Source organism: Shinella yambaruensis (genome assembly GCF_050859155.1).
Lineage (GTDB): Bacteria > Pseudomonadota > Alphaproteobacteria > Rhizobiales > Rhizobiaceae > Shinella > Shinella yambaruensis.
This window is the reverse complement of record NZ_CP150638.1, coordinates 2,031,845-2,051,016: the sequence shown is the minus strand read 5'-3', so window position 1 is coordinate 2,051,016 and position 19,172 is coordinate 2,031,845. Positions and strand designations below refer to the sequence as shown.

At 66.1% G+C, this 19,172-nt stretch carries 17 protein-coding genes; 13 read left to right on the top strand and 4 right to left on the bottom strand.

All coding sequences use genetic code 11. From position 1 onward, the window contains the following. Together WMC41_RS10195 and WMC41_RS10190 are read right to left on the bottom strand one after the other, a co-directional pair. Positions 1–504, bottom strand: coding sequence for a CinA family protein (locus WMC41_RS10195; protein WP_272805610.1), 504 nt, complete (start codon positions 502–504; stop codon positions 1–3). Then, positions 501–1,712: a bifunctional 2-C-methyl-D-erythritol 4-phosphate cytidylyltransferase/2-C-methyl-D-erythritol 2,4-cyclodiphosphate synthase gene (locus tag WMC41_RS10190; RefSeq protein WP_432347974.1), complete on the bottom strand. Its 1,212-nt coding sequence runs from the start codon at positions 1,710–1,712 to the stop codon at positions 501–503. The genes WMC41_RS10195 and WMC41_RS10190 overlap by 4 nt, the downstream gene beginning before the upstream one ends. 146 nt (positions 1,713–1,858) lie before the next feature. On the opposite strand from WMC41_RS10190, the gene dusB reads away from it, so the two are divergent. The 9 genes from dusB to hflX all read left to right on the top strand — a co-directional run bounded on the left by dusB (position 1,859) and on the right by hflX (position 13,367). Then, positions 1,859–2,884 carry a tRNA dihydrouridine synthase DusB gene (gene dusB / locus WMC41_RS10185; protein ID WP_432347972.1) on the top strand — a complete coding sequence of 342 codons (1,026 nt, stop codon included), beginning with the start codon at positions 1,859–1,861 and terminating at the stop codon, positions 2,882–2,884. Next, on the top strand, positions 2,881–4,029 hold the full coding sequence (locus tag WMC41_RS10180; protein WP_432347970.1) for a two-component system sensor histidine kinase NtrB: 1,149 nt from the start codon (positions 2,881–2,883) through the stop codon (positions 4,027–4,029). The genes dusB and WMC41_RS10180 overlap by 4 nt, the downstream gene beginning before the upstream one ends. After that, entirely contained in the window at positions 4,029–5,483 is a 1,455-nt protein-coding gene (ntrC, locus tag WMC41_RS10175; RefSeq protein WP_244765334.1) for a nitrogen regulation protein NR(I), read from the top strand. The genes WMC41_RS10180 and ntrC overlap by 1 nt, the downstream gene beginning before the upstream one ends. Before the next feature lie 207 nt (positions 5,484–5,690). Then, on the top strand, positions 5,691–7,964 hold the full coding sequence (locus WMC41_RS10170) for a sensor histidine kinase NtrY-like (protein WP_244765335.1): 2,274 nt from the start codon (positions 5,691–5,693) through the stop codon (positions 7,962–7,964). Next, entirely contained in the window at positions 7,954–9,318 is a 1,365-nt protein-coding gene (locus WMC41_RS10165) for a sigma-54-dependent transcriptional regulator (protein ID WP_288077708.1), read from the top strand. Before WMC41_RS10170 ends, WMC41_RS10165 begins: the two co-directional genes overlap by 11 nt. 30 nt (positions 9,319–9,348) lie before the next feature. Beyond that, positions 9,349–10,725, top strand: coding sequence for a Trk system potassium transporter TrkA (trkA, locus tag WMC41_RS10160; RefSeq protein ID WP_244765337.1), 1,377 nt, complete (start codon positions 9,349–9,351; stop codon positions 10,723–10,725). Positions 10,726–10,763: 38 nt separating this feature from the next. Continuing rightward, the gene (locus WMC41_RS10155; RefSeq protein ID WP_432347967.1) at positions 10,764–11,627 is read left to right on the top strand and encodes a D-amino-acid transaminase; all 864 of its coding nucleotides are present in this window, start codon (positions 10,764–10,766) and stop codon (positions 11,625–11,627) included. Positions 11,628–11,724: 97 nt separating this feature from the next. Then, positions 11,725–11,967 carry an RNA chaperone Hfq gene (hfq, locus tag WMC41_RS10150; protein ID WP_023514954.1) on the top strand — a complete coding sequence of 81 codons (243 nt, stop codon included), beginning with the start codon at positions 11,725–11,727 and terminating at the stop codon, positions 11,965–11,967. Between the two features lie 77 nt (positions 11,968–12,044). After that, a complete protein-coding gene (gene hflX, locus WMC41_RS10145; protein ID WP_244765339.1) occupies positions 12,045–13,367 on the top strand; it encodes a GTPase HflX in 1,323 nt (440 codons plus the stop codon). 188 nt (positions 13,368–13,555) lie between these two features. Here hflX and mazG read toward each other — a convergent pair whose 3' ends face one another. Further along, positions 13,556–14,392, bottom strand: a complete 837-nt coding sequence (gene mazG / locus WMC41_RS10140; protein WP_432347964.1) for a nucleoside triphosphate pyrophosphohydrolase — start codon at positions 14,390–14,392, stop codon at positions 13,556–13,558. Between the two features lie 8 nt (positions 14,393–14,400). Further along, complete coding sequence (locus tag WMC41_RS10135; RefSeq protein ID WP_432347962.1) at positions 14,401–14,988, bottom strand: nucleoside deaminase; 588 nt, start codon at positions 14,986–14,988, stop codon at positions 14,401–14,403. A gap of 197 nt (positions 14,989–15,185) precedes the next feature. Between WMC41_RS10135 and cysG the strand changes: the two genes are divergently transcribed. From cysG to WMC41_RS10115, 4 genes are read left to right on the top strand one after another with little or no spacing between them, the layout of a single operon-like run. Beyond that, positions 15,186–16,625: a siroheme synthase CysG gene (gene cysG / locus WMC41_RS10130; protein WP_432347960.1), complete on the top strand. Its 1,440-nt coding sequence runs from the start codon at positions 15,186–15,188 to the stop codon at positions 16,623–16,625. Between the two features lies 1 nt (position 16,626). Further along, complete coding sequence (locus WMC41_RS10125; protein WP_288077696.1) at positions 16,627–16,944, top strand: DUF2849 domain-containing protein; 318 nt, start codon at positions 16,627–16,629, stop codon at positions 16,942–16,944. A gap of 9 nt (positions 16,945–16,953) precedes the next feature. After that, entirely contained in the window at positions 16,954–18,627 is a 1,674-nt protein-coding gene (locus WMC41_RS10120; RefSeq protein ID WP_432347958.1) for a nitrite/sulfite reductase, read from the top strand. Between the two features lie 11 nt (positions 18,628–18,638). Further along, positions 18,639–19,139, top strand: coding sequence for a DUF934 domain-containing protein (locus WMC41_RS10115; protein WP_244765345.1), 501 nt, complete (start codon positions 18,639–18,641; stop codon positions 19,137–19,139). Positions 19,140–19,172 lie beyond the last annotated feature (33 nt).

Here is a 19,172-nt window from a genome sequence, read left to right as displayed (position 1 = left end):
TCAGTCCGCTTCCGACAGTTCGATCAGCATTTCGAGCGCCGTGCGCACCGTCGCAAGGCGCACGGCGCTGCGGCCGATATCGCCGTAGCGCATTTCCCGGTGCAGCGTTTCATGCCCCCTGCGGGCCGCGGCGAGGTGGACGAGGCCGACCGGCTTTTCCTCCGAACCGCCGCCGGGCCCGGCGATGCCCGTCACGGCAACCGAGATGTTCGCGGCGGAATTGCCGATGGCGCCTTCGGCCATCTCGATGGCGGTCGGGCGGGAGACGGCGCCGTGCGCCTTCAGCGTCGCATTGGCGACGCCGATCATCTCCCGCTTCGCTTCGTTGGAATAGGTGACGAAGCCCCGGTCGAAGACGCTCGACGAGCCCGATATCTCGGTGATCGCGCCGGCGATGAGGCCGGCTGTGCAGGATTCGGCGGTGGCGATCAACAGGCCGCGCTCCGTGAAATCGGCGACGATTTTTCGTGCAGTGTCTTCGATGTCCTTTGGCCAGAGGCTCATGCGTCGGTTCCCCCGTAGACGACGGTGGCGGTGGCGATGGCGGCGATGCCCTCGCGGCGGCCGATGAAGCCGATCTTCTCGTTGGTCGTCGCCTTGACCGAGCAGCGGTCGATGGAGATGCCGAGGAAATCGGCAAGGTTGCGGCGCATCGCCTCGCGGTGCGGGCCGACCTTGGGCGCCTCGGCGATCAGCGAGACGTCGGCGTTCATGATCGTGCCGCCCTTTGCGCGCACGATGCCGGCGGCATGTTCGAGGAAGATGCGCGAGGCCGCGCCTTTCCATTGCGGATCGGAGGGCGGGAAATGATCACCGATATCACCGGCCCCGCAGGTGGCGAGCAGCGCGTCCGTCAGCGCATGCAGCGCGACGTCGGCGTCGGAATGGCCGGAGAGCGCCTGGTCGTGCGCGATGAAGAGGCCGCAGAGCGTGACGCCGTCGCCTTCGACGAGCTGGTGCACGTCATAGCCGTTGCCGGTGCGAACGTCCGGCAGGCCGTGGGAAAGGCGCTGGTCGGCCATGGCGATATCCTTCTGCAGGGTGAGCTTGACGTTGCCGGCGCTGCCTTCGACGAGATGCACGCGAACGCCCGCCCATTCGGCGATCGAGGCGTCGTCGGTGAAATCCGTGCGGCCGGAGGCGCTGGCGCGGCGGTGGGCCTCCAGGATGGTGGCGAGGTGGAAGGATTGCGGCGTCTGGGCGGCGAAGAGGCCGGAACGCGAGACGGTCTCGGCGACATTGCCGTTGGCGTCCGCCCGCTTCAGCGTGTCGGCCACCGCGACGGCCGGCAGAACGGCACGGGCGCCGTGCTGGAAGGCGGCGAGGGTGCGCTCCAGGATGGCGAGCTCGACGAAGGGGCGCACCGCATCCTGGATGAGGACGTGGCTGACCGCGTCGGCCGGAAGGGCTTCCAGGCCGGCCAGCACGGACTGCTGGCGCGTCGGGCCGCCATGGACGACGGTGAGGCGCTCCCCGGCGGGAAGGGCGGCGGCGCGGGCCGTTTCGAACAGGGCCGCGTCATCGGGGTGTATCACGATCACGATATGCCGGGCGTGCGGCCAATTGACAAAGAGATCGAGCGTATGGGAGATGACCGGCCTTCCGCCGATGCGCCGATACTGCTTGGGGCCTTCGGCATGGCTGCCGGCCCGTTCGCCTCGCCCGGCGGCGACGATCACCACACCGCAGGATAGCGCATTTTCCGCCAGCATTTCGGTCTCGCACCTCCCGGTTCAAAGCGTTTTGAGGTGGTTTAGCCGGAAGGATGGCGCAATTCCAGCGTCCTTTGGAAAATTGCGGCGGCATGTGATTGCGGCTTGGCAAGAACGACAAGAATGGCTAAAAATAGTGCACAGACATGACTTGCTTGAAAGATGAGCATTTGACGATCCCCTCCCTGTCAGCGCCGCTCGATGTCGGCGGCCGGAGCCTTCGCAACCGGGTGGTTCTGGCGCCGATGTCCGGCGTCACGGACCTGCCGTTCCGCGATCTCGCCTGGCGTTTCGGCGCGGGGCTGGTGGTGACGGAGATGGTGGCGAGCCGCGAGCTGGCGCTGAACGCGCGGGAAAGCTGGTCGCGCATCCGCAATTGCGGCATCCGGCCCCACATGGTGCAGCTTGCCGGCCGCGAGGCGCACTGGATGGCCGAGGCGGCGAGGATCGCCGAAGGCGAGGGCGCCGACATCATCGACATCAACATGGGCTGCCCCGCCAAGAAGGTGATCGGCGGCTATTCCGGCTCGGCGCTGATGCGCGATCCCGACCATGCGCTCGGCCTGATCGAGGCGACCGTCAAGACGGTGAAGGTGCCGGTGACGGTGAAGATGCGGCTCGGCTGGGATCATGGCTCGATCAATGCGCCGCATATCGCGGCCCGCGCCGAGGCGGCGGGAGCGGCGATGATCACCGTGCACGGGCGCACGCGCATGCAGTTCTACGAGGGCAGGGCCGATTGGGACGCGATCCGCGCGGTGCGCGACGTGCTCTCCATTCCGCTGGTGGCCAACGGCGATGTCGATACCGCGCAGGATGCCGAAGACATCCTGCGGCGTTCCGGCGCCGATGCGGTGATGGTTGGGCGCTCGGCGCAGGGCCGGCCGTGGCATCCGGCGGTGCTGGCCGGCGCCTGCGTGCATCCCTCGACGGCGGAGATCGCCGTCCTCGCGGTGGAGCACTATCGCATGATGCTCGATTTCTACGGTGCCGAGGCGGGGCTGCGCCATGCGCGAAAACATCTCGGCTGGTATCTGGAGCGTTTCGCTCCCGGCTTCACCGGCCCGGCCAAGGCCGAGCTCATGACGGCGCGCGACAGCGATTTCGTTGCCGACAGACTGGCCGAGGCGCTGCTCGCCGGCGCGGTGCCGACGCTTGGAGAGGCCGCATGACGGGCAAGCCCCAGGACCCCAATGCCGCGAAGGCGCCGGACCTGGCGCTCGCCGTGCTCAACGCCATCCAGAACCCGGTCATCCTCGTCGATGCGGGCGGGCTGATCGCCTTTGCCAACTGGGAGGCGGAATCCTTCTTCGGGGCGAGCGCCGGCTATCTCGCGCGGCACGACATTTCCACCTTCATTCCCTTCGGCAGCCCGCTCCTGACGCTGATCGACCAGGTGCGCGAGCGCAAGGCGCCGGTCAGCGAATACCGCGTCGACCTCAGCTCGCCGCGGCTCGGCGCGGAAAAGCTCGTCGATATCTACGTTGCGCCCGTGACGACCGAGCCGGGTTCGGTGGTGGTCGTCATCCAGGAACGCTCGATGGCGGACAAGATCGACCGACAGCTTACCCATCGCGGTGCGGCCCGCTCGGTGACGGGGCTCGCCTCCATGCTGGCGCACGAGATCAAGAACCCGCTTTCCGGCATCCGCGGCGCCGCGCAGCTTCTCGAAACGTCCGTGGGCGACGAGGACCGGGCACTGACGCGGCTCATCTGCGACGAGACGGACCGAATCGTCTCGCTGGTCGATCGCATGGAGGTGTTTTCCGACGAGCGGCCGGTCGACCGCGTGCCGCTCAACATCCACTCCGTGCTCGACCATGTAAAGATCGTCGCCAAGGCGGGTTTTGCGCGCAACATCAAGATCACCGAGCTCTACGACCCGTCGCTGCCGCCGGTCTTCGCCAATCGCGACCAGCTGGTGCAGGTGTTCCTCAACCTCATCAAGAACGCCTCCGAGGCGATCGGCGACCGGCCGGACGGCGAAATCCAGCTGACGACCGCCTACCGCCCGGGCATCCGCCTCTCCGTCGCCGGCACGCGGGAGAAGATTTCGCTGCCGCTGGAATTCTGCGTGCACGACAACGGGCCGGGCGTGCCGGCGGATCTCCTGCCGCACCTGTTCGATCCCTTCATCACCACCAAGACCAACGGGTCGGGCCTCGGCCTTGCGCTGGTGGCGAAGATCATCGGCGGGCATGGCGGCATCGTCGAATGCGACAGCCAGGGCTCCCGGACCACCTTCCGCGTGCTGATGCCGGCCTCCCGCGGCGTCAGCGAAGACGACGACTTTCCCAAGACCAAAGGACATGATTGATGACAGGCGCCACAGTCCTCGTTGCCGATGACGATGCCGCGATCCGCACGGTTCTCAACCAGGCTCTCAGCCGCGCGGGCTATGACGTGCGCATCACCTCCAATGCGGCGACGCTGTGGCGCTGGATCGCCGCCGGCGAGGGCGACATCGTCGTCACCGACGTGGTGATGCCGGACGAGAACGCCTTCGACCTCCTGCCGCGCATCAAGAAGGCGCGGCCGGACCTGCCGGTGCTCGTGATGAGCGCGCAGAACACCTTCATGACGGCGATCAAGGCCTCGGAAAAGGGCGCCTACGACTACCTGCCGAAACCCTTCGACCTCACCGAGCTGATCGCGATCATCGGCCGCGCGCTGTCCGAGCCGAAGCGCAAGCCGGCCCGGCTCGACGACGACACGCAGGACGGCATGCCGCTCGTCGGCCGCTCGGCGGCGATGCAGGAGATCTACCGCGTGCTCGCCCGGCTGATGCAGACGGACCTGACGCTGATGATCACCGGCGAATCGGGCACCGGCAAGGAGCTTGTCGCCCGCGCGCTGCACGACTACGGCAAGCGCCGCAACGGCCCCTTCGTCGCCATCAACATGGCGGCGATCCCGCGCGACCTCATCGAATCGGAGCTCTTCGGCCATGAGAAGGGTGCCTTCACCGGGGCGCAGAACCGCTCCACCGGCCGTTTCGAACAGGCGGAGGGCGGCACGCTGTTCCTCGACGAGATCGGCGACATGCCGATGGACGCCCAGACCCGTCTCCTGCGCGTGCTCCAGCAGGGCGAATACACCACCGTCGGCGGCCGCACGCCGATCCGCACCGACGTACGCATCGTCGCGGCGACCAACAAGGATCTGAAACAGTCGATAAATCAAGGGCTTTTCCGGGAAGACCTCTACTATCGCCTTAACGTCGTGCCGCTGCGCCTGCCGCCGCTGCGCGACCGGGCGGAGGACATTCCGGACCTCGTGCGCCATTTCGTGCAGCAGGCGGAAAAGGAAGGGCTCGACGCCAAGCGCTTCGACCAGGAGGCGCTGGAGCTGATGAAGGCGCATCCCTGGCCGGGCAATGTGCGCGAGCTGGAAAACGTCGTGCGCCGGCTCACCGCGCTCTATCCGCAGGACGTCATCACCCGCGAGATCATCGAGACGGAGCTGCGCGCCGATATCCCGGACAGTCCGATCGAAAAGACCGCGGTGCGCAGCGGCTCGCTCTCCATCTCTCAGGCGGTGGAGGAGAATATGCGGCAGTATTTCGCCAGCTTCGGCGATGGCCTGCCGCCGACCGGGCTCTACGACCGCGTGCTCGCCGAGGTGGAGTACCCGCTGATTCTCGCCGCGCTCACAGCCACCCGCGGCAACCAGATCAAGGCGGCCGACCTGCTCGGCCTCAACCGCAACACGCTGCGCAAGAAAATTCGCGAACTGGGTGTATCTGTGTACAGAAGTTCGCGCTCTGCTTGACTTGATGGCCGCAGGCGTTGCATTTTGGCCACAATCTGTTGCTTGAGGGTAACAGAGGGGTTTGCGGCCGAATAGGCGCGCGTGCCTGATCGTCATGGATACGGGCGCGGACGCGGCCGGTCCCTCGCGCGATCGGCGCTGCTCCGGAAAACACGAGAAGAACGCCGGTTCCCTTCGGGGTGTCCGGCCGGGGAAGCGATGCGGCAGATGACGGAAGGCGTGAGCCTGCTCTCAGGCGAAAACGGTAAGGCGGCGGGCAGCGACCGGCGTGCCTCCTTCGCTTTGCCGGGCCTTGTGCTGGCCGGGGGCGCGCTCGTCGCCGCGACGATCTCGCTGTTCATCCTGCTCGGGCTGACGCCGATCAAGCCGGAAGCCAATGTCGTCATCGCCTCGGCGGCGATCAACGCGGTCTTCATCGTCGGCCTGGTGTTCCTGATCGGCCGCGAGATCCTGCGGCTCCTGCGCGCGCGCAGCCGCGGCCGCGCCGCCGCGCGCCTGCATGTGCGCATTGTCGCGCTGTTCTCCATCGTCGCGATCACGCCCGCGGTGCTCGTCGCCATCTTCGCCTCCATCACGCTCGACGTCGGCCTTGACCGCTGGTTCTCCATCCGCACACAGTCGATCGTCAGTTCCTCGCTCAACGTGGCGCAGGCCTATGTGCTGGAGAATGCGAGCTACCTGCAGGGCCAGACGGCCTCGATGGCGAACGACCTCGACCGCAACCGCCAGCTCTACAGCCTCGACCGCACCGGTTTCATCGATCTGATGACGCGCCAGGCGCGCGGCCGCGGCATGCTCGGCGCCTTCCTGCTGCGCGCCGACGGTTCGACGATCCTGCAGGCGAACATCCAGATCGAAAACGAGCTGCCGGCCGTGCCGGAGGATGCCCTGAAGGCCTCCGCCGCCGGCCAGCCGACGCTGATCCCGCCGGGCGGCACCAATCTCGTCGGCGCCATCATCAAGCTCGACAACATCCCGGAGGCATTCCTCTACACGATCCGCACCGTCGATCCCGAGGTCATGCGCTCCATGCGGCTGATGGAGGAGAACACGGCGGAATACCGCGCGCTGGAGGCCGGGCGCACGACCCTGCAGATCGCCTTCGGCGTGCTCTATCTCGGCTTTGCCCTCATCGTGCTGCTCGCGGCGATCTGGACGGCGATTGCCGTCGCCGACCGTATCGTGCGGCCGATCCGCCAGCTGATCGGCGCCGCCGACAGCGTCGCCTCGGGCAATCTCGACGTCAGCGTGCCGGTGCGCACGGTCGATGGAGACGTCGGCAACCTGTCGCGCACCTTCAACAAGATGATCGCGGAAATTCGCGCGCAGCAGGAGCAGATCCTCGACGCGAAGGACGAGGTCGACCATCGCCGTCGTTTCATCGAGGCGGTGCTCTCGGGCGTCACGGCCGCCGTCATCGGCGTCGAGGAGGACGGCCGCGTGACCATCGCCAATCTTTCGGCCGAGATCCTGCTCGGGCGCAACGCCAGTGAGCTGATCGGCAAGCCGCTGACCGAAGTGGCGCCGGAGATCGCGGCGGTGCTGGCCGAGGGCTCCACCCGCCACCGCAACAATTACCGCAAGCAGGTCAACATCATGCACGGCGGCAAGGAGCGGACGCTGAACGTGCAGGTGACGCGCGAGGAGGCGAAGGATGCCAAGGAATCCTATGTCGTCACCATCGACGATATCACCGACCTCGTCATCGCCCAGCGCTCCACCGCCTGGGCGGACGTGGCGCGGCGCATCGCGCACGAGATCAAGAACCCGCTGACGCCGATCCAGCTTTCCGCGGAGCGCATCCGGCGCCGCTACGGCAAGCAGATCGACCCGGAGGACCGTGCCGTCTTCGACCAGTGTACGGACACGATCGTGCGCCAGGTCGAGGATATCGGCCGCATGGTCGACGAGTTCTCCGCCTTCGCGCGCATGCCGAAGCCGACGAAGGAGCGCTCGGACCTGCGCAGCATCCTGAAGGACGCGGTCTTCCTGCGAGAGATGGGCAATACCCATGTCGTCTTCCGCAAGGATCTCGGCGAAGTGCCGCTCGAAGGGCTGTTCGACGCACGCATGCTCGGCCAGGCCTTCGGCAACATCATCAAGAATGCGGTGGAGGCCATCGAGGCGCTGCCGCCGGAGGTGACGCGCGAGGAGCGCAGGATCCTCGTCCGGGCGACACCCGACGACGCAGGACGGCGGTTCGTCGTTGATGTCATTGACAACGGCAAGGGTTTGCCGACGGAGAACCGGCACCGGATCCTCGAACCCTACATGACGATGCGCGAGAAGGGCACGGGGCTCGGCCTCGCCATCGTGAAGAAGATCATCGAAGACCACGGCGGACAGCTGGAACTGCATGATGCCCCCGCGGATTTCGACAACGGCCACGGGGCGATGATCCGGGTGATCCTGCCCTACGAGGAAACGGTGGTGGCCGTCGATGCGGACAAGAAGAACAGGGAAGTGAGCCATGGCGTCTGATATTCTTGTGGTGGACGACGAGGAGGACATCCGCGAGATCGTCTCCGGCATCCTCTCGGACGAGGGGCACGAGACGCGCACCGCCTATGACAGCGACAGCGCGCTCGCCGCGATCAACGATCGCATGCCGCGCCTCGTCTTCCTCGACATCTGGATGCAGGGCAGCAAGCTCGACGGGCTGGCGCTGCTCGACGAGATCAAGAGCCGCCATCCGGACCTGCCGGTCGTGATGATCTCCGGCCACGGCAATATCGAGACGGCCGTCTCGGCCATCCGCCGCGGCGCCTATGACTTCATCGAGAAGCCGTTCAAGGCGGATCGGCTGATCCTCATCGCCGAGCGGGCGCTGGAGAATTCCAAGCTGCGCCGCGAGGTGACGGAACTGAAAAAGCGTTCTGGCGATCCGGTGGAGCTGATCGGCACCTCGGTTGCCGTCTCGCAGCTGCGCCAGAACATCGAGAAGGTCTCGCCGACCAACAGCCGCATCATGATCCTCGGCCCCTCCGGCTCCGGCAAGGAGCTGGTCGCGCGCATGATCCACCGCAAGTCGAGCCGCGCCAACGGGCCGTTCGTCGTCTTGAACGCGGCGGCGATCACGCCGGAGCGCATGGAGGTCGCGCTGTTCGGCACGGAAGGAACGCCCGGCCAGCCGCGCAAGACCGGGGCGCTCGAAGAGGCGCATGGCGGCATCCTCTATCTCGACGAGATCGGCGAGATGCCGCGCGAGACGCAGAACAAGATCCTGCGCGTGCTGGTCGACCAGCAGTTCGAGCGCGTCGGCGGCTCCAAGCGGGTGAAGGTGGACGTGCGCATCATCTCCTCCACCGCCTACAATCTCGAGAGCCTGATCGCCGAGGGCGGTTTTCGCGAGGACCTCTATCACCGCCTCGCCGTCGTGCCCGTGCGCGTGCCGCCGCTCGCCGAGCGGCGCGAGGACATCCCCTTCCTCGTCGACATGTTCATGCGCCAGATCAGCGAGCAGGCGGGCATCCGCTCGCGCAAGATCGGCGATGACGCGCTCGCGGTGCTGCAGGCGCATGACTGGCCGGGCAATATCCGGCAGCTGCGGAACAATATCGAGCGGCTGATGATTCTCGCCCGCAGCGACGGCCCGGACACGCCGATCACCGCCGACATGCTGCCGACGGAAGTGGGCGACATGCTGCCGAAGATCTCCACGCAGGGCGACCAGCACATCATGACGCTGCCGCTGCGCGAGGCGCGCGAAATGTTCGAGCGGGACTATCTCATCGCCCAGATCAACCGCTTCGGCGGCAACATTTCCCGCACGGCCGAATTCGTCGGCATGGAGCGCTCGGCGCTCCATCGCAAACTGAAGTCGCTTGGCGTATAAGGCCCTCGGAAACTTGAGGGATTCTTGGGCATGAAGGTCATTATCTGCGGCGCCGGACGCGTCGGCTACGGTATCGCGGAGCGGCTCTCGCAGGAGGGCAACGACGTTTCGGTGATCGACACGCAGCCCTCGCTGATCGCCGCCATAACCGACACGCTCGATGTCAGCGGCATCGTCGGCCACGGCGCGCATCCGGAGGTGCTGGCCAAGGCCGGCGCGGACCAGGCGGACATGCTGATCGCCGTCACGCTGTTCGACGAGGTCAACATGGTCGCCTGCCAGGTGGCCCACTCGCTGTTCAACGTGCCGACCAAGATCGCCCGCATCCGCTCGCAGAACTATCTCGCGCCGGAATATTCCGACCTCTTCTCCCGCGAGAACATGCCGATCGACGTCACCATCTCGCCGGAGGTGGAGGTGGGCAAGATGGTGCTGAGGCGCATCTCCTTCCCGGGCGCGACGGACGTCGTGCGCTTTGCCGACGACCGCATCGTCATGGTGGCGATCGAATGCATGGAGGACTGCCCGGTCGTCGAGACGCCGCTGAAGCAGCTCAGCGAACTCTTCCCCGACCTCAACGCCACCGTCACCGGCATCTTCTCCAACGGCAAGCTCTTCGTGCCGAATTCCACCGACCAGCTGCATTCCGGCGACCTTGCCTATGTGGTCTGCGACAAGGGGCACGTCCGGCGCACGCTGGCGCTGTTCGGCCACGAGGAGCAGGAGGCGGCGCGCATCGTCATCGCCGGCGGCGGCAATATCGGCTATTTCGTCGCCAGGGCGATCGAGGACTACCAGGCGAAGACGCGGCTGAAGATCATCGAGAGCGATCGCGAGCGGGCCGTCGCGATCGCCGACAAGCTGCGCAATGCGGTCGTGCTGCACGGTTCGGCGCTCGACCAGAAGATGCTGCTCCAGGCGGATATCCAGGATGCGGACCTGATCGTCGCGCTGACCAACAATGACCAGATCAACATTCTCGGCAGCGTGATGGCCAAGCGCCTCGGCTGCAAGCAGAACCTCGTGCTGATCAACGATCCGATGTACCAGGATTTCACCAAGACGCTCGGCATCGACGCGCATATCAATCCGCGTGCGGTGACGATCTCCGGCATCCTGCAGCATGTCCGCAAGGGGCGCATCCGCTCGGTCTATGCGGTGCAGAAAGGATCTGCCGAGGTGATCGAGGCCGAAGCGCTGGAGACCTCGCCGCTCGTCGGCAGGCCGCTGCGCGAGATCGAGTTGCCGCCCGGCATCCGCATCGGCGCGATCTATCGCGACAATGCGGTGATCCGGCCGGACGGCAGCACGAAGATCAAGGCGAGGGACCGCGTCGTGCTGTTCGCTGCCGCGGTGGCCGTCCGCCATGTCGAACAGCTCTTCCGCGTCAGCATCCAGTATTTCTGAGCGGGTCTGCATCCGCAAACCTGAAAATAGGAACCCCCATGCCGCGCATCGCCTATGTCAATGGCCGTTATGTCCGCCATGCCGACGCGGCGGTGCATATCCTGGATCGCGGTTTCGTCTTTGCCGATGCGGTCTATGAGGTCTGCCAGGTCCAGCAGGGCTATATCGTCGATCTGTCGCGTCATCTCGACCGGCTCGACCGGTCGCTTGCGGAAATCCGCATCCGCCCGCCGATGCCGCGCGCGGCGCTGATCGGCATCCTGCGGCAGGTGCTGCGGCGCAACCTCGTGACCAATGGCCTGGTCTATCTTCAGGTGACGCGCGGCGTTGCGAAGCGGGACCATGTCTTTCCCTCGCCGGAAGTGCGCCCGACGCTGGTCGTCACGGCGAAAAGCCTTGCCCCGGTGGTGAACGCCGCCCGATATGCCTCGGGCGTCCGGGCGGCCACGGTCGCCGACAACCGCTGGGGGCGGGTGGACATCAAGACCGTCGGCCTGCTGCCGAACGTGCTGGCCCGCCAGCAGGCGAAGGAGGCCGGCGCGCAGGAGGCGATTTTTGTGGATGCGGAAGGCAATGTCACGGAGGGCGGCGCGACGAATCTCTGGATCGTCGACCGGGCGGGAACGCTCGTCACGCGGCCGGCCGATCATGGCATCCTCAACGGCATTACCCGCACGACGCTGATGGATGTCGCCGCAGCGCTCGGGCTTGCGGTCGAGGAACGCCGGTTTTCCGTGGCGGAGATGCTGGAGGCGCGGGAAGTGTTCGTGACCGGGGCGACGACGATCTGCCTGCCGGTCGTTTCGATCGACGGACACACGATCGCCAACGGGCATCCCGGCATGACGGCACAGAAAATCCGCGAGGCCTTTTTCGCCGTTGCGGAGAAGACCGCGATTTGATACCAAAATTGACGGTCCGCCACGTCGTGTCGGGCGTGGGGACATTTTATTTTAGTCAACCGGTCTCAAGGGCCGGCAATCAGAAAGAAGCGGCGCGATGGCGGAACGTTCTCAGAACCTGCAGGATCTTTTTCTTAATACCGTTCGCAAGCAAAAGATTTCCCTGACGATCTTTCTCATCAACGGGGTCAAGCTGACCGGGGTTGTCACTTCTTTCGACAACTTCTGTGTGCTGCTCCGCCGCGACGGTCACTCGCAGCTCGTGTACAAGCATGCGATCTCGACCATCATGCCCGGCCAGCCGCTGCAGATGTTCGAGACCGAGGAAAGCGGCTCCTGACAGGACCCAAGATCATTAAGAAATCCGATACAAGCAAGGATTCCATCGTTCCGGAGGCTGAAAAGCACCGGGACGATATGCGCGCCGTCGTCATCGTGCCGGTGTTGAAGGCCGCGCGCGGAAAACCCGATCCCACGGTGACCACGCGGTCCGACGAGGCGCGGCTGGAAGAGGCCGTGGGCCTTGCGCGCGCCATCGACCTCACCGTCGCCCATTCGGCCATCGTGCCCGTCAGCCAGCCGAAGCCCGGCACGCTGCTCGGCACCGGCAAGATCGGGGAGATCAAGGCGGCGCTCGACGAACACGATGCCGGCCTCGTCATCGTCGATCATCCGCTGACGCCGGTGCAGCAGCGCAACCTCGAAAAGGAGTGGGGCGCCAAGGTCATCGACCGCACGGGCCTCATCCTCGAAATCTTCGGCCGGCGCGCCTCCACCAAGGAAGGCACGCTGCAGGTCGAGCTCGCCCATCTCAACTACCAGAAGGGCCGGCTGGTCCGCAGCTGGACCCACCTCGAGCGCCAGCGCGGCGGCGCCGGCTTCATGGGCGGCCCGGGCGAAACGCAGATCGAAGCCGACCGCCGGCTCCTGCAGGACAAGATCGTCAAGCTGGAGCGCGAGCTGGAGCAGGTGCGCCGCACCCGCCAGCTGCACCGCTCCAAGCGCAAGAAGGTGCCGCATCCGATCGTCGCGCTCGTCGGCTATACGAATGCCGGCAAGTCGACGCTGTTCAACCGCATCACCGGGGCAGGGGTTCTGGCCGAGGACATGCTCTTCGCCACGCTCGACCCGACGCTGCGCCGCATGAAGCTGCCGCAGGGCCGCACGGTCATCCTGTCCGACACCGTGGGCTTCATCTCGGACCTGCCGACCCACCTCGTCGCCGCCTTCCGCGCGACGCTGGAAGAGGTGCTGGAGGCGGACCTGATCCTCCATGTGCGCGACATGTCGGACCCTGACAACGGCGCGCAGTCCTCGGACGTCCTGCGCATCCTCGCCGATCTCGGCATCGACGAGAAGGACGGCGCCGAGCGCATCCTCGAGGTCTGGAACAAGATCGACCGGCTGGAGCCCGAAGCGCGCGCGGCGCTGGTGCAGAAGGCCGAGGGCCAGCCGAACGTCATCGCCGTCTCCGCCATTTCCGGCGAGGGCGTCGACAGGCTGCTTTCCGAGATCAACCAGCGGCTTTCCGGCGTGCTGGTCGACCGCGACGTCATTCTACCGGTCACGCAGCTGCAGCTTCTGCCCTGGGTCTACGACCATTCGATCGTCGACGGACGCGAGGATCTGGAAGACGGCACTGTGCGGCTGGACCTGCGGCTGACCGAAACGGAAGCCGCCGAACTCGACCGCCGGCTCGGCGTCGGCGGCAAGAGAGTGGTCGAGGACTGGGAGCGCTGAAGGCGCCGGGAGTCTCGCCCCTCGTCCGCCTGCCGGCACCTTCTCCCCGCAGGCGGGGCAAAGGGGGTGCCATACCGGTTTCCCGAAAACTGAAGCGTCTCGGATGAAGGGAAGGCCTTTCGTCTTGCCCCTTCTCCCTGCTTGCGGGGAGAAGGTCGCGGCAGCGGGATGAGGGGCTTTGGAACCCTTTATTTCTCCAACTGCCGCTCGATCCGCTTCGCCGCCTGCCAAAGCGCTTCCATCCGCTCCAGCGTCGCTGCTTCGAGGCTTTCGCCATTCGCTGCAAGGCTGTCCTCGATATGCGAGAATCGGTTGCGGAACTTCGTGTTCGTGCCGCGCAGGGCCATTTCCGGATCGGCGCCGACATGGCGGCCGATATTGACCAGCGCGAAGATGAGGTCGCCGAGTTCGTCGGCGACGGCCTTCTGGTCGTCGTTGCGCAGCGCCTCGCGCAGCTCGCCGACCTCCTCCTCGATCTTGTCGAGGATCGGCGCCGGCTCGGACCAGTCGAAGCCCACCTTGGCGGCGCGTTCCTGGAGCTTCAGCGCCTCGACGAGGGCCGGGAAGGAGCGCTGCACGGAGCCGAGATGGCCGCGGAGCGGATCCTCCGGCAGGCCGCGCCGGGCGCGGCGCTCCTTGCGCTCGCGCTTTTCCGCCTGCTTGATCGCATCCCATTGCAGCTTCACCGCCTCGGGCGTTTCCGCATCCGAGCGGGCGAAGACGTGCGGATGGCGGCGGATCATCTTGCGCGTGACGGCTTCGACCACGTTGCCGAAGTCGAATTCGCCGCGCTCCTGCGCCATGCGGGCATGGAAGACCACCTGGAGGAGGAGGTCGCCCAGCTCCTCGCACAGGTCGTCCATGTCGTTGCGCTCGATGGCGTCGGCGACCTCGTAAGCCTCCTCGATCGTGTAGGGCTTGATCGTCTCGAAGGTCTGGACGACGTCCCAGGGGCAGCCGGTCTCGGGCTGGCGCAGGGCGGCCATGATCTCGATCAGGCGTTCGATGTCGCGGCTCGGTTCCATCGCGGTTCTCAGTTGAGCGGGATGTTGTTGCCGGTCTTGCCGGACTGGTAGGCGTCCGACAGGTCGTCATAGGCGGCGCGGATCCTTGCGTCCTGCGCCTTCAATGCCGCCTTCGCGGGCTCGTCGGACGTGGCGATCAGATCGGCGATGGCGGCGGAGTGCCAGAAGGCGTTCGTCCTGGCATAGCCGCCGGGATCGAGCCGGAAGACCTCCTTGAGGATGCGCAGATCGTGCGGGATCGCAAAACTGTCGCGCGAATCCTCGTGGCTGAACAAATAATAGAAATTGTCGAAGCCGGCCCAGGTGATGGCCGAAAGGCACATGGAGCAGGGCTCGTGCGTGGAGAGGAAGACGTAGTCCCTGGTATCCGGCTTCTCGATGCGCTCGTAGAGGCGTTTCAGCGTGTGCACCTCGCCATGCCAGAGCGGGTTTTCCGTCTCGTTGTTCGTTTCGGCGATGACCAGCGACAGATCGGATTTTTGCAGGATCGCGGCGCCGAAAACCTTGTTGCCAGTGGCAACGCCTTCAGCGGTCAGCGGCAGGATATCGGCTTCGATGACGTCGAGGAGGCGCTTTGCGAGGGCGGACTGGTCCATGATGGGAATCCCCGTTGGCGTGATGATGCCTCCTTAGCGGTCGCCGCGGTGGACAGGCAAGGGCGGCCGGTGACTTATGCTCAAAATGCGGGAGGTGCGAGCAAAACAATACGCGCCCCCGGAGCCATTGGAATTTCTGTTTCTTTTGTTCCTGGCTATTATTCGCGATAGTGCGCACACTTCAACCGGACCACACCATGACCGCAGCAAATCAGAAGCTTTCGACATTCCCGGCGTTCTTCCGCGTCAGCGGCCGGACGGTCGTTGTCGTGGGCGAGGGCGACGAGGCTTTCGCCAAGGCCCGGCTGCTGTTCAACACGGATGCCCGGATCGTCGTGCTCGCCGAGGCGCCGGAGGCCGATTTCGCCCGCTTCATCGCGGACAAGGGGCTGGAGCTGGTGCGCGCGCCCTTCTCCAGCGATGCCATCGCCGATGCGGCGCTCGTCTTCGCCGCGACGGGGGATGCCGTCGCCGACCGTGCGATCTCCGCCGCGGCCCGGGCGCTGCGCATTCCGGTCAATGCCGTCGACCAGCCGGACCATTGCGATTTCTTCACGCCGGCGCTCGTCAACCGCGCGCCCGTCGCCGTCGCCATCGGCACGGAGGGCGCAGGCCCCGTCCTGGCGCAGATGATTCGCGCGCAGGTCGACCAGATCCTTTCGCCCTCGCTCGGCCGGCTCGCCAGCCTTGCCAACGGCTACCGCGAGGCCGTCGACCGCCTCCTGCCGCGCGGCGTGACGCGCCGCGTCTTCTGGCGCCGCTTCTTTCAGGGCGCTGTGGCCGACGCCGTCAACAATGGCGATATCGATCTCGCGCACCGCACCGCCGATTCGCTCCTGACCTCGCAGGGCCGCGCCGCCGGCCATGTCTGGCTGGTCGGCGCCGGCCCGGGCGCGGAAGATCTCCTGACGCTGCGCGCCCAGCGCGTGATGATGGAAGCCGATGTCATCGTCTTCGATGCGCTCGTGCCGCAGGCCATCGTCGACATGGGGCGCCGCGATGCCGAGCGCCTTTCCGTCGGCAAGCGCAAGGGCTGTCACTCCAAGTCGCAGGACGAGATCAACGACCTCATCGTCGAACTCGGCAAGGCGGGAAAGCGCGTCGTGCGCCTGAAATCCGGCGATCCGCTGGTCTACGGTCGCGCCGGCGAGGAAATGGCGGCGCTCCGCCAGGCCGGCGTCACCTACGAGGTCGTGCCCGGCATCACCTCCGCCTTTGCCGCGGCCGCCGATTTCGAACTGCCGCTGACGCTGCGCGGCGTCGCCTCCTCGCTCGTCTTCACGACGGGGCACGACCTGACGGGCTCGGTCCTGCCGGATTGGGCGCGGCTTGCGATCTCCGGCGCCACCGTCGCCGTCTATATGGGCCGCACAGTTGCGGCTTCCGTCGCCGCCCGGCTGATGGAGGCGGGCCTGCCGGCCGAGACGACCGTCGCCGTCGTGGAGAATGCCAGCCGGCGGGAAAAGCGGCTGCTGCACGGCACGCTGAAGGACCTGCCAGGCCTCGAGCATCGCGACGAACTGACCGGCCCCGTCATGGTGATCATCGGCGATGCCGTCGCGGGCGCCAATTTCGAACATTCCGAACCGCTCGCCGTCCGCGAGCCGGTCCGAACCACAGCAGCATTGGGAGCATGACATGGCCGACAAGGTTCTGACAGCCAACCGCCTTTCCGACGGCATTTCCGTCTGGCTGGATGCGAGCGGCAACTGGAACGAACAGCTCCAGGCCGCCTTCGTCGCGCGCCACAAGGAGGCCGTCGATGCGCTGGAGGCGACCGGCAAGCAGGCTTTCGCCGACAACAAGGTGGTTGACGTGAACGTCGTCGACGTCGAAGAGGTGGATGGCGTGCTGCGGCCGCTGCGCATGCGCGAGCGCATCCGCGCCGCCGGCCCGACCATTGCCTATGCCGCCGGTTATGCCGGCCTGACTGCGACGGCCGCACCGGCCGCCTGAGGAACGTTTATGTATCGCTACGACGAATTCGATCACGCCTTTGTCTCCAGCCGGGTGGAGCAGTTCCGCGATCAGGTCGGCCGCCGCCTCTCCGGCGAGCTGGCCGAGGATGCCTTCAAGCCGTTGCGCCTGATGAACGGCGTCTATCTGCAGCTTCACGCCTACATGCTGCGCGTTGCGATCCCCTACGGCACGCTGAATGCGCGCCAGATGCGCATGCTCGCCTTTATCGCCCGCAAGTACGACCGCGGCTACGGCCATTTCACCACGCGCCAGAACATCCAGTACAACTGGCCGAAGCTGTCGGAACTGCCGGATGCGCTCGCCGATCTCGCGACGGTCGAGATGCATGCGCTGCAGACCTCGGGCAACTGCATTCGCAACGTCACGGCCGACCACTTCGCCGGCGCTGCGGCCGACGAGGTCGCCGATCCGCGTCCCTATGCGGAAATCCTGCGCCAGTGGTCCTCCGTGCATCCGGAGTTCTCCTTCCTGCCGCGCAAGTTCAAGATCGCCGTTACCGGTGCCGAGCGCGACCGCGCGGCGATCCAGGTGCACGACATCGGCCTGCACCTGAAGAAGAATGAGACGGGCGAGATCGGCTTTGCCGTCTATGTCGGCGGCGGGCAGGGCCGTACGCCGATGGTCGCCAAGAAGATCCGCGACTTCCTGCCGGAAGAGGATCTGCTCTCCTATACGACCGCGATCATGCGCGTGTACAACCTGCACGGCCGGCGCGACAACAAGTACAAGGCGCGCATCAAGATCCTCGTGCACGAGACGGGTGCGGAGGAACTGGCGCGGCAGGTGGAAGTGGAGTTCGCCGAACTGAAGAACACCGAGCTGAAGCTGCCGGAGAAGGATATCGCCGCCATCACCGCCTATTTCGCGCCGCCCGCGCTTGCCTCCCGCGCCGAGGGCTGGGCGAGCCTTGCGCAGTGGAAGAAGGCCGATGCCGACTTTGCCCGCTGGGTGCAGCACAATGTGCATCCGCACAAGCATCCCGACTATGCCAGCGTGACGATCTCGCTGAAGCCGATCGGCGGCATTCCGGGCGATGCGACGGACGCGCAGATGGAGGCGGTCGCCGATATCGCGGAGGAATACGCCTTCGACGAGATCCGCGTCAGCCACGAGCAGAACCTCATCCTGCCGCATGTGGCGCTGGCCGATCTGGAGCCGATCTATCGCGGCCTCGTCGCCGCCGGGCTCGAAACCGCCAATGCCGGCCTCATCACGGATATCATCGCCTGTCCGGGGCTGGACTATTGCGCGCTGGCCAATGCCCGCTCGATCCCGGTCGCGCAGGAGATCTCCGCCCGCTTCGGCTCGGCCGAGCGCCAGGCCGAGATCGGTGAGCTGAAGATCAAGATCTCCGGCTGCATCAATGCCTGCGGCCACCACCATGTCGGCCATATCGGCCTGCTCGGCGTGGAGAAGAAGGGCGAGGAGCTTTACCAGATCACGCTCGGCGGCTCCGGCGACGAGAACACGTCGATCGGCGAGATCATCGGCCGCGGCTTCGAGCCGGAGAAGGTGACGGACGCGATCGAGGTGATCGTCGATACCTATCTCGGCCTCCGCCTCGATCCCTCCGAGACCTTCCTGACGGCCTATCGCCGCGTCGGGCCGCAGCCGTTCAAGGATGCGCTCTACGGCGACAAGACCGCTGCGGCAGCCTGAGGAGAGCGGTGATGACGAAAATCTGGAACGAAACCGGTTTCGTGACCGACGATCCCTGGGTGATCGAAAGCGAGGAGACCAAGGCGGGCTCGAACGAGAAGGCGATCCTCGGCCTCGGCGATTTCCTTGCAAAGGTCTCCGAGACCGACGAGACCGGCCTCGGCGTGCTGATCAACCCGGCGGACGACGTGCGCAGGCTCGAAGGCCATCTCGACCGCATCGCGCTGGTCGCGGTCGCCTTCCCGGCCTTCAGCGACGGGCGGGCCTTCAGCCATGCCTCGCTGCTGCGCGCGCGCCTCGGCTTCAAGGGCGAGGTGAGGGCGGTCGGCGACGTGCTGATCGACCAGATCCCGCTGATGCTGCGCTGTGGCATCGACAGCTTCGCCGTCACCAATGCGACGGCGCTGAAGCGGCTTGCGGAAAACCGCCTGCCGGGCATCGACAACCACTACCAGCCGACCGCCCGTCCCTCCGAGGATGTCGGTTCCTACAGCTGGCGCCGGCGGGCCTGAGGGCGGGAGCCGGCCGGCGAATAGCCGCAATTT

Coding starts and splice junctions, on each gene's coding strand:
- dusB (WP_432347972.1), top strand. CDS start 1,859: ATGACTTGCTTGAAAGATGAGCATTTGACGATCCCCTCCCTGTCAGCG.
- WMC41_RS10180 (WP_432347970.1), top strand. CDS start 2,881: ATGACGGGCAAGCCCCAGGACCCCAATGCCGCGAAGGCGCCGGACCTG.
- WMC41_RS10125 (WP_288077696.1), top strand. CDS start 16,627: ATGGCCGACAAGGTTCTGACAGCCAACCGCCTTTCCGACGGCATTTCC.
- WMC41_RS10170 (WP_244765335.1), top strand. CDS start 5,691: ATGACGGAAGGCGTGAGCCTGCTCTCAGGCGAAAACGGTAAGGCGGCG.
- trkA (WP_244765337.1), top strand. CDS start 9,349: ATGAAGGTCATTATCTGCGGCGCCGGACGCGTCGGCTACGGTATCGCG.
- WMC41_RS10115 (WP_244765345.1), top strand. CDS start 18,639: ATGACGAAAATCTGGAACGAAACCGGTTTCGTGACCGACGATCCCTGG.
- WMC41_RS10195 (WP_272805610.1), bottom strand. CDS start 504: ATGAGCCTCTGGCCAAAGGACATCGAAGACACTGCACGAAAAATCGTC.
- WMC41_RS10165 (WP_288077708.1), top strand. CDS start 7,954: ATGGCGTCTGATATTCTTGTGGTGGACGACGAGGAGGACATCCGCGAG.
- WMC41_RS10120 (WP_432347958.1), top strand. CDS start 16,954: ATGTATCGCTACGACGAATTCGATCACGCCTTTGTCTCCAGCCGGGTG.
- WMC41_RS10190 (WP_432347974.1), bottom strand. CDS start 1,712: ATGCTGGCGGAAAATGCGCTATCCTGCGGTGTGGTGATCGTCGCCGCC.
- mazG (WP_432347964.1), bottom strand. CDS start 14,392: ATGGAACCGAGCCGCGACATCGAACGCCTGATCGAGATCATGGCCGCC.
- WMC41_RS10155 (WP_432347967.1), top strand. CDS start 10,764: ATGCCGCGCATCGCCTATGTCAATGGCCGTTATGTCCGCCATGCCGAC.
- hflX (WP_244765339.1), top strand. CDS start 12,045: ATGCGCGCCGTCGTCATCGTGCCGGTGTTGAAGGCCGCGCGCGGAAAA.
- ntrC (WP_244765334.1), top strand. CDS start 4,029: ATGACAGGCGCCACAGTCCTCGTTGCCGATGACGATGCCGCGATCCGC.
- hfq (WP_023514954.1), top strand. CDS start 11,725: ATGGCGGAACGTTCTCAGAACCTGCAGGATCTTTTTCTTAATACCGTT.
- cysG (WP_432347960.1), top strand. CDS start 15,186: ATGACCGCAGCAAATCAGAAGCTTTCGACATTCCCGGCGTTCTTCCGC.
- WMC41_RS10135 (WP_432347962.1), bottom strand. CDS start 14,988: ATGGACCAGTCCGCCCTCGCAAAGCGCCTCCTCGACGTCATCGAAGCC.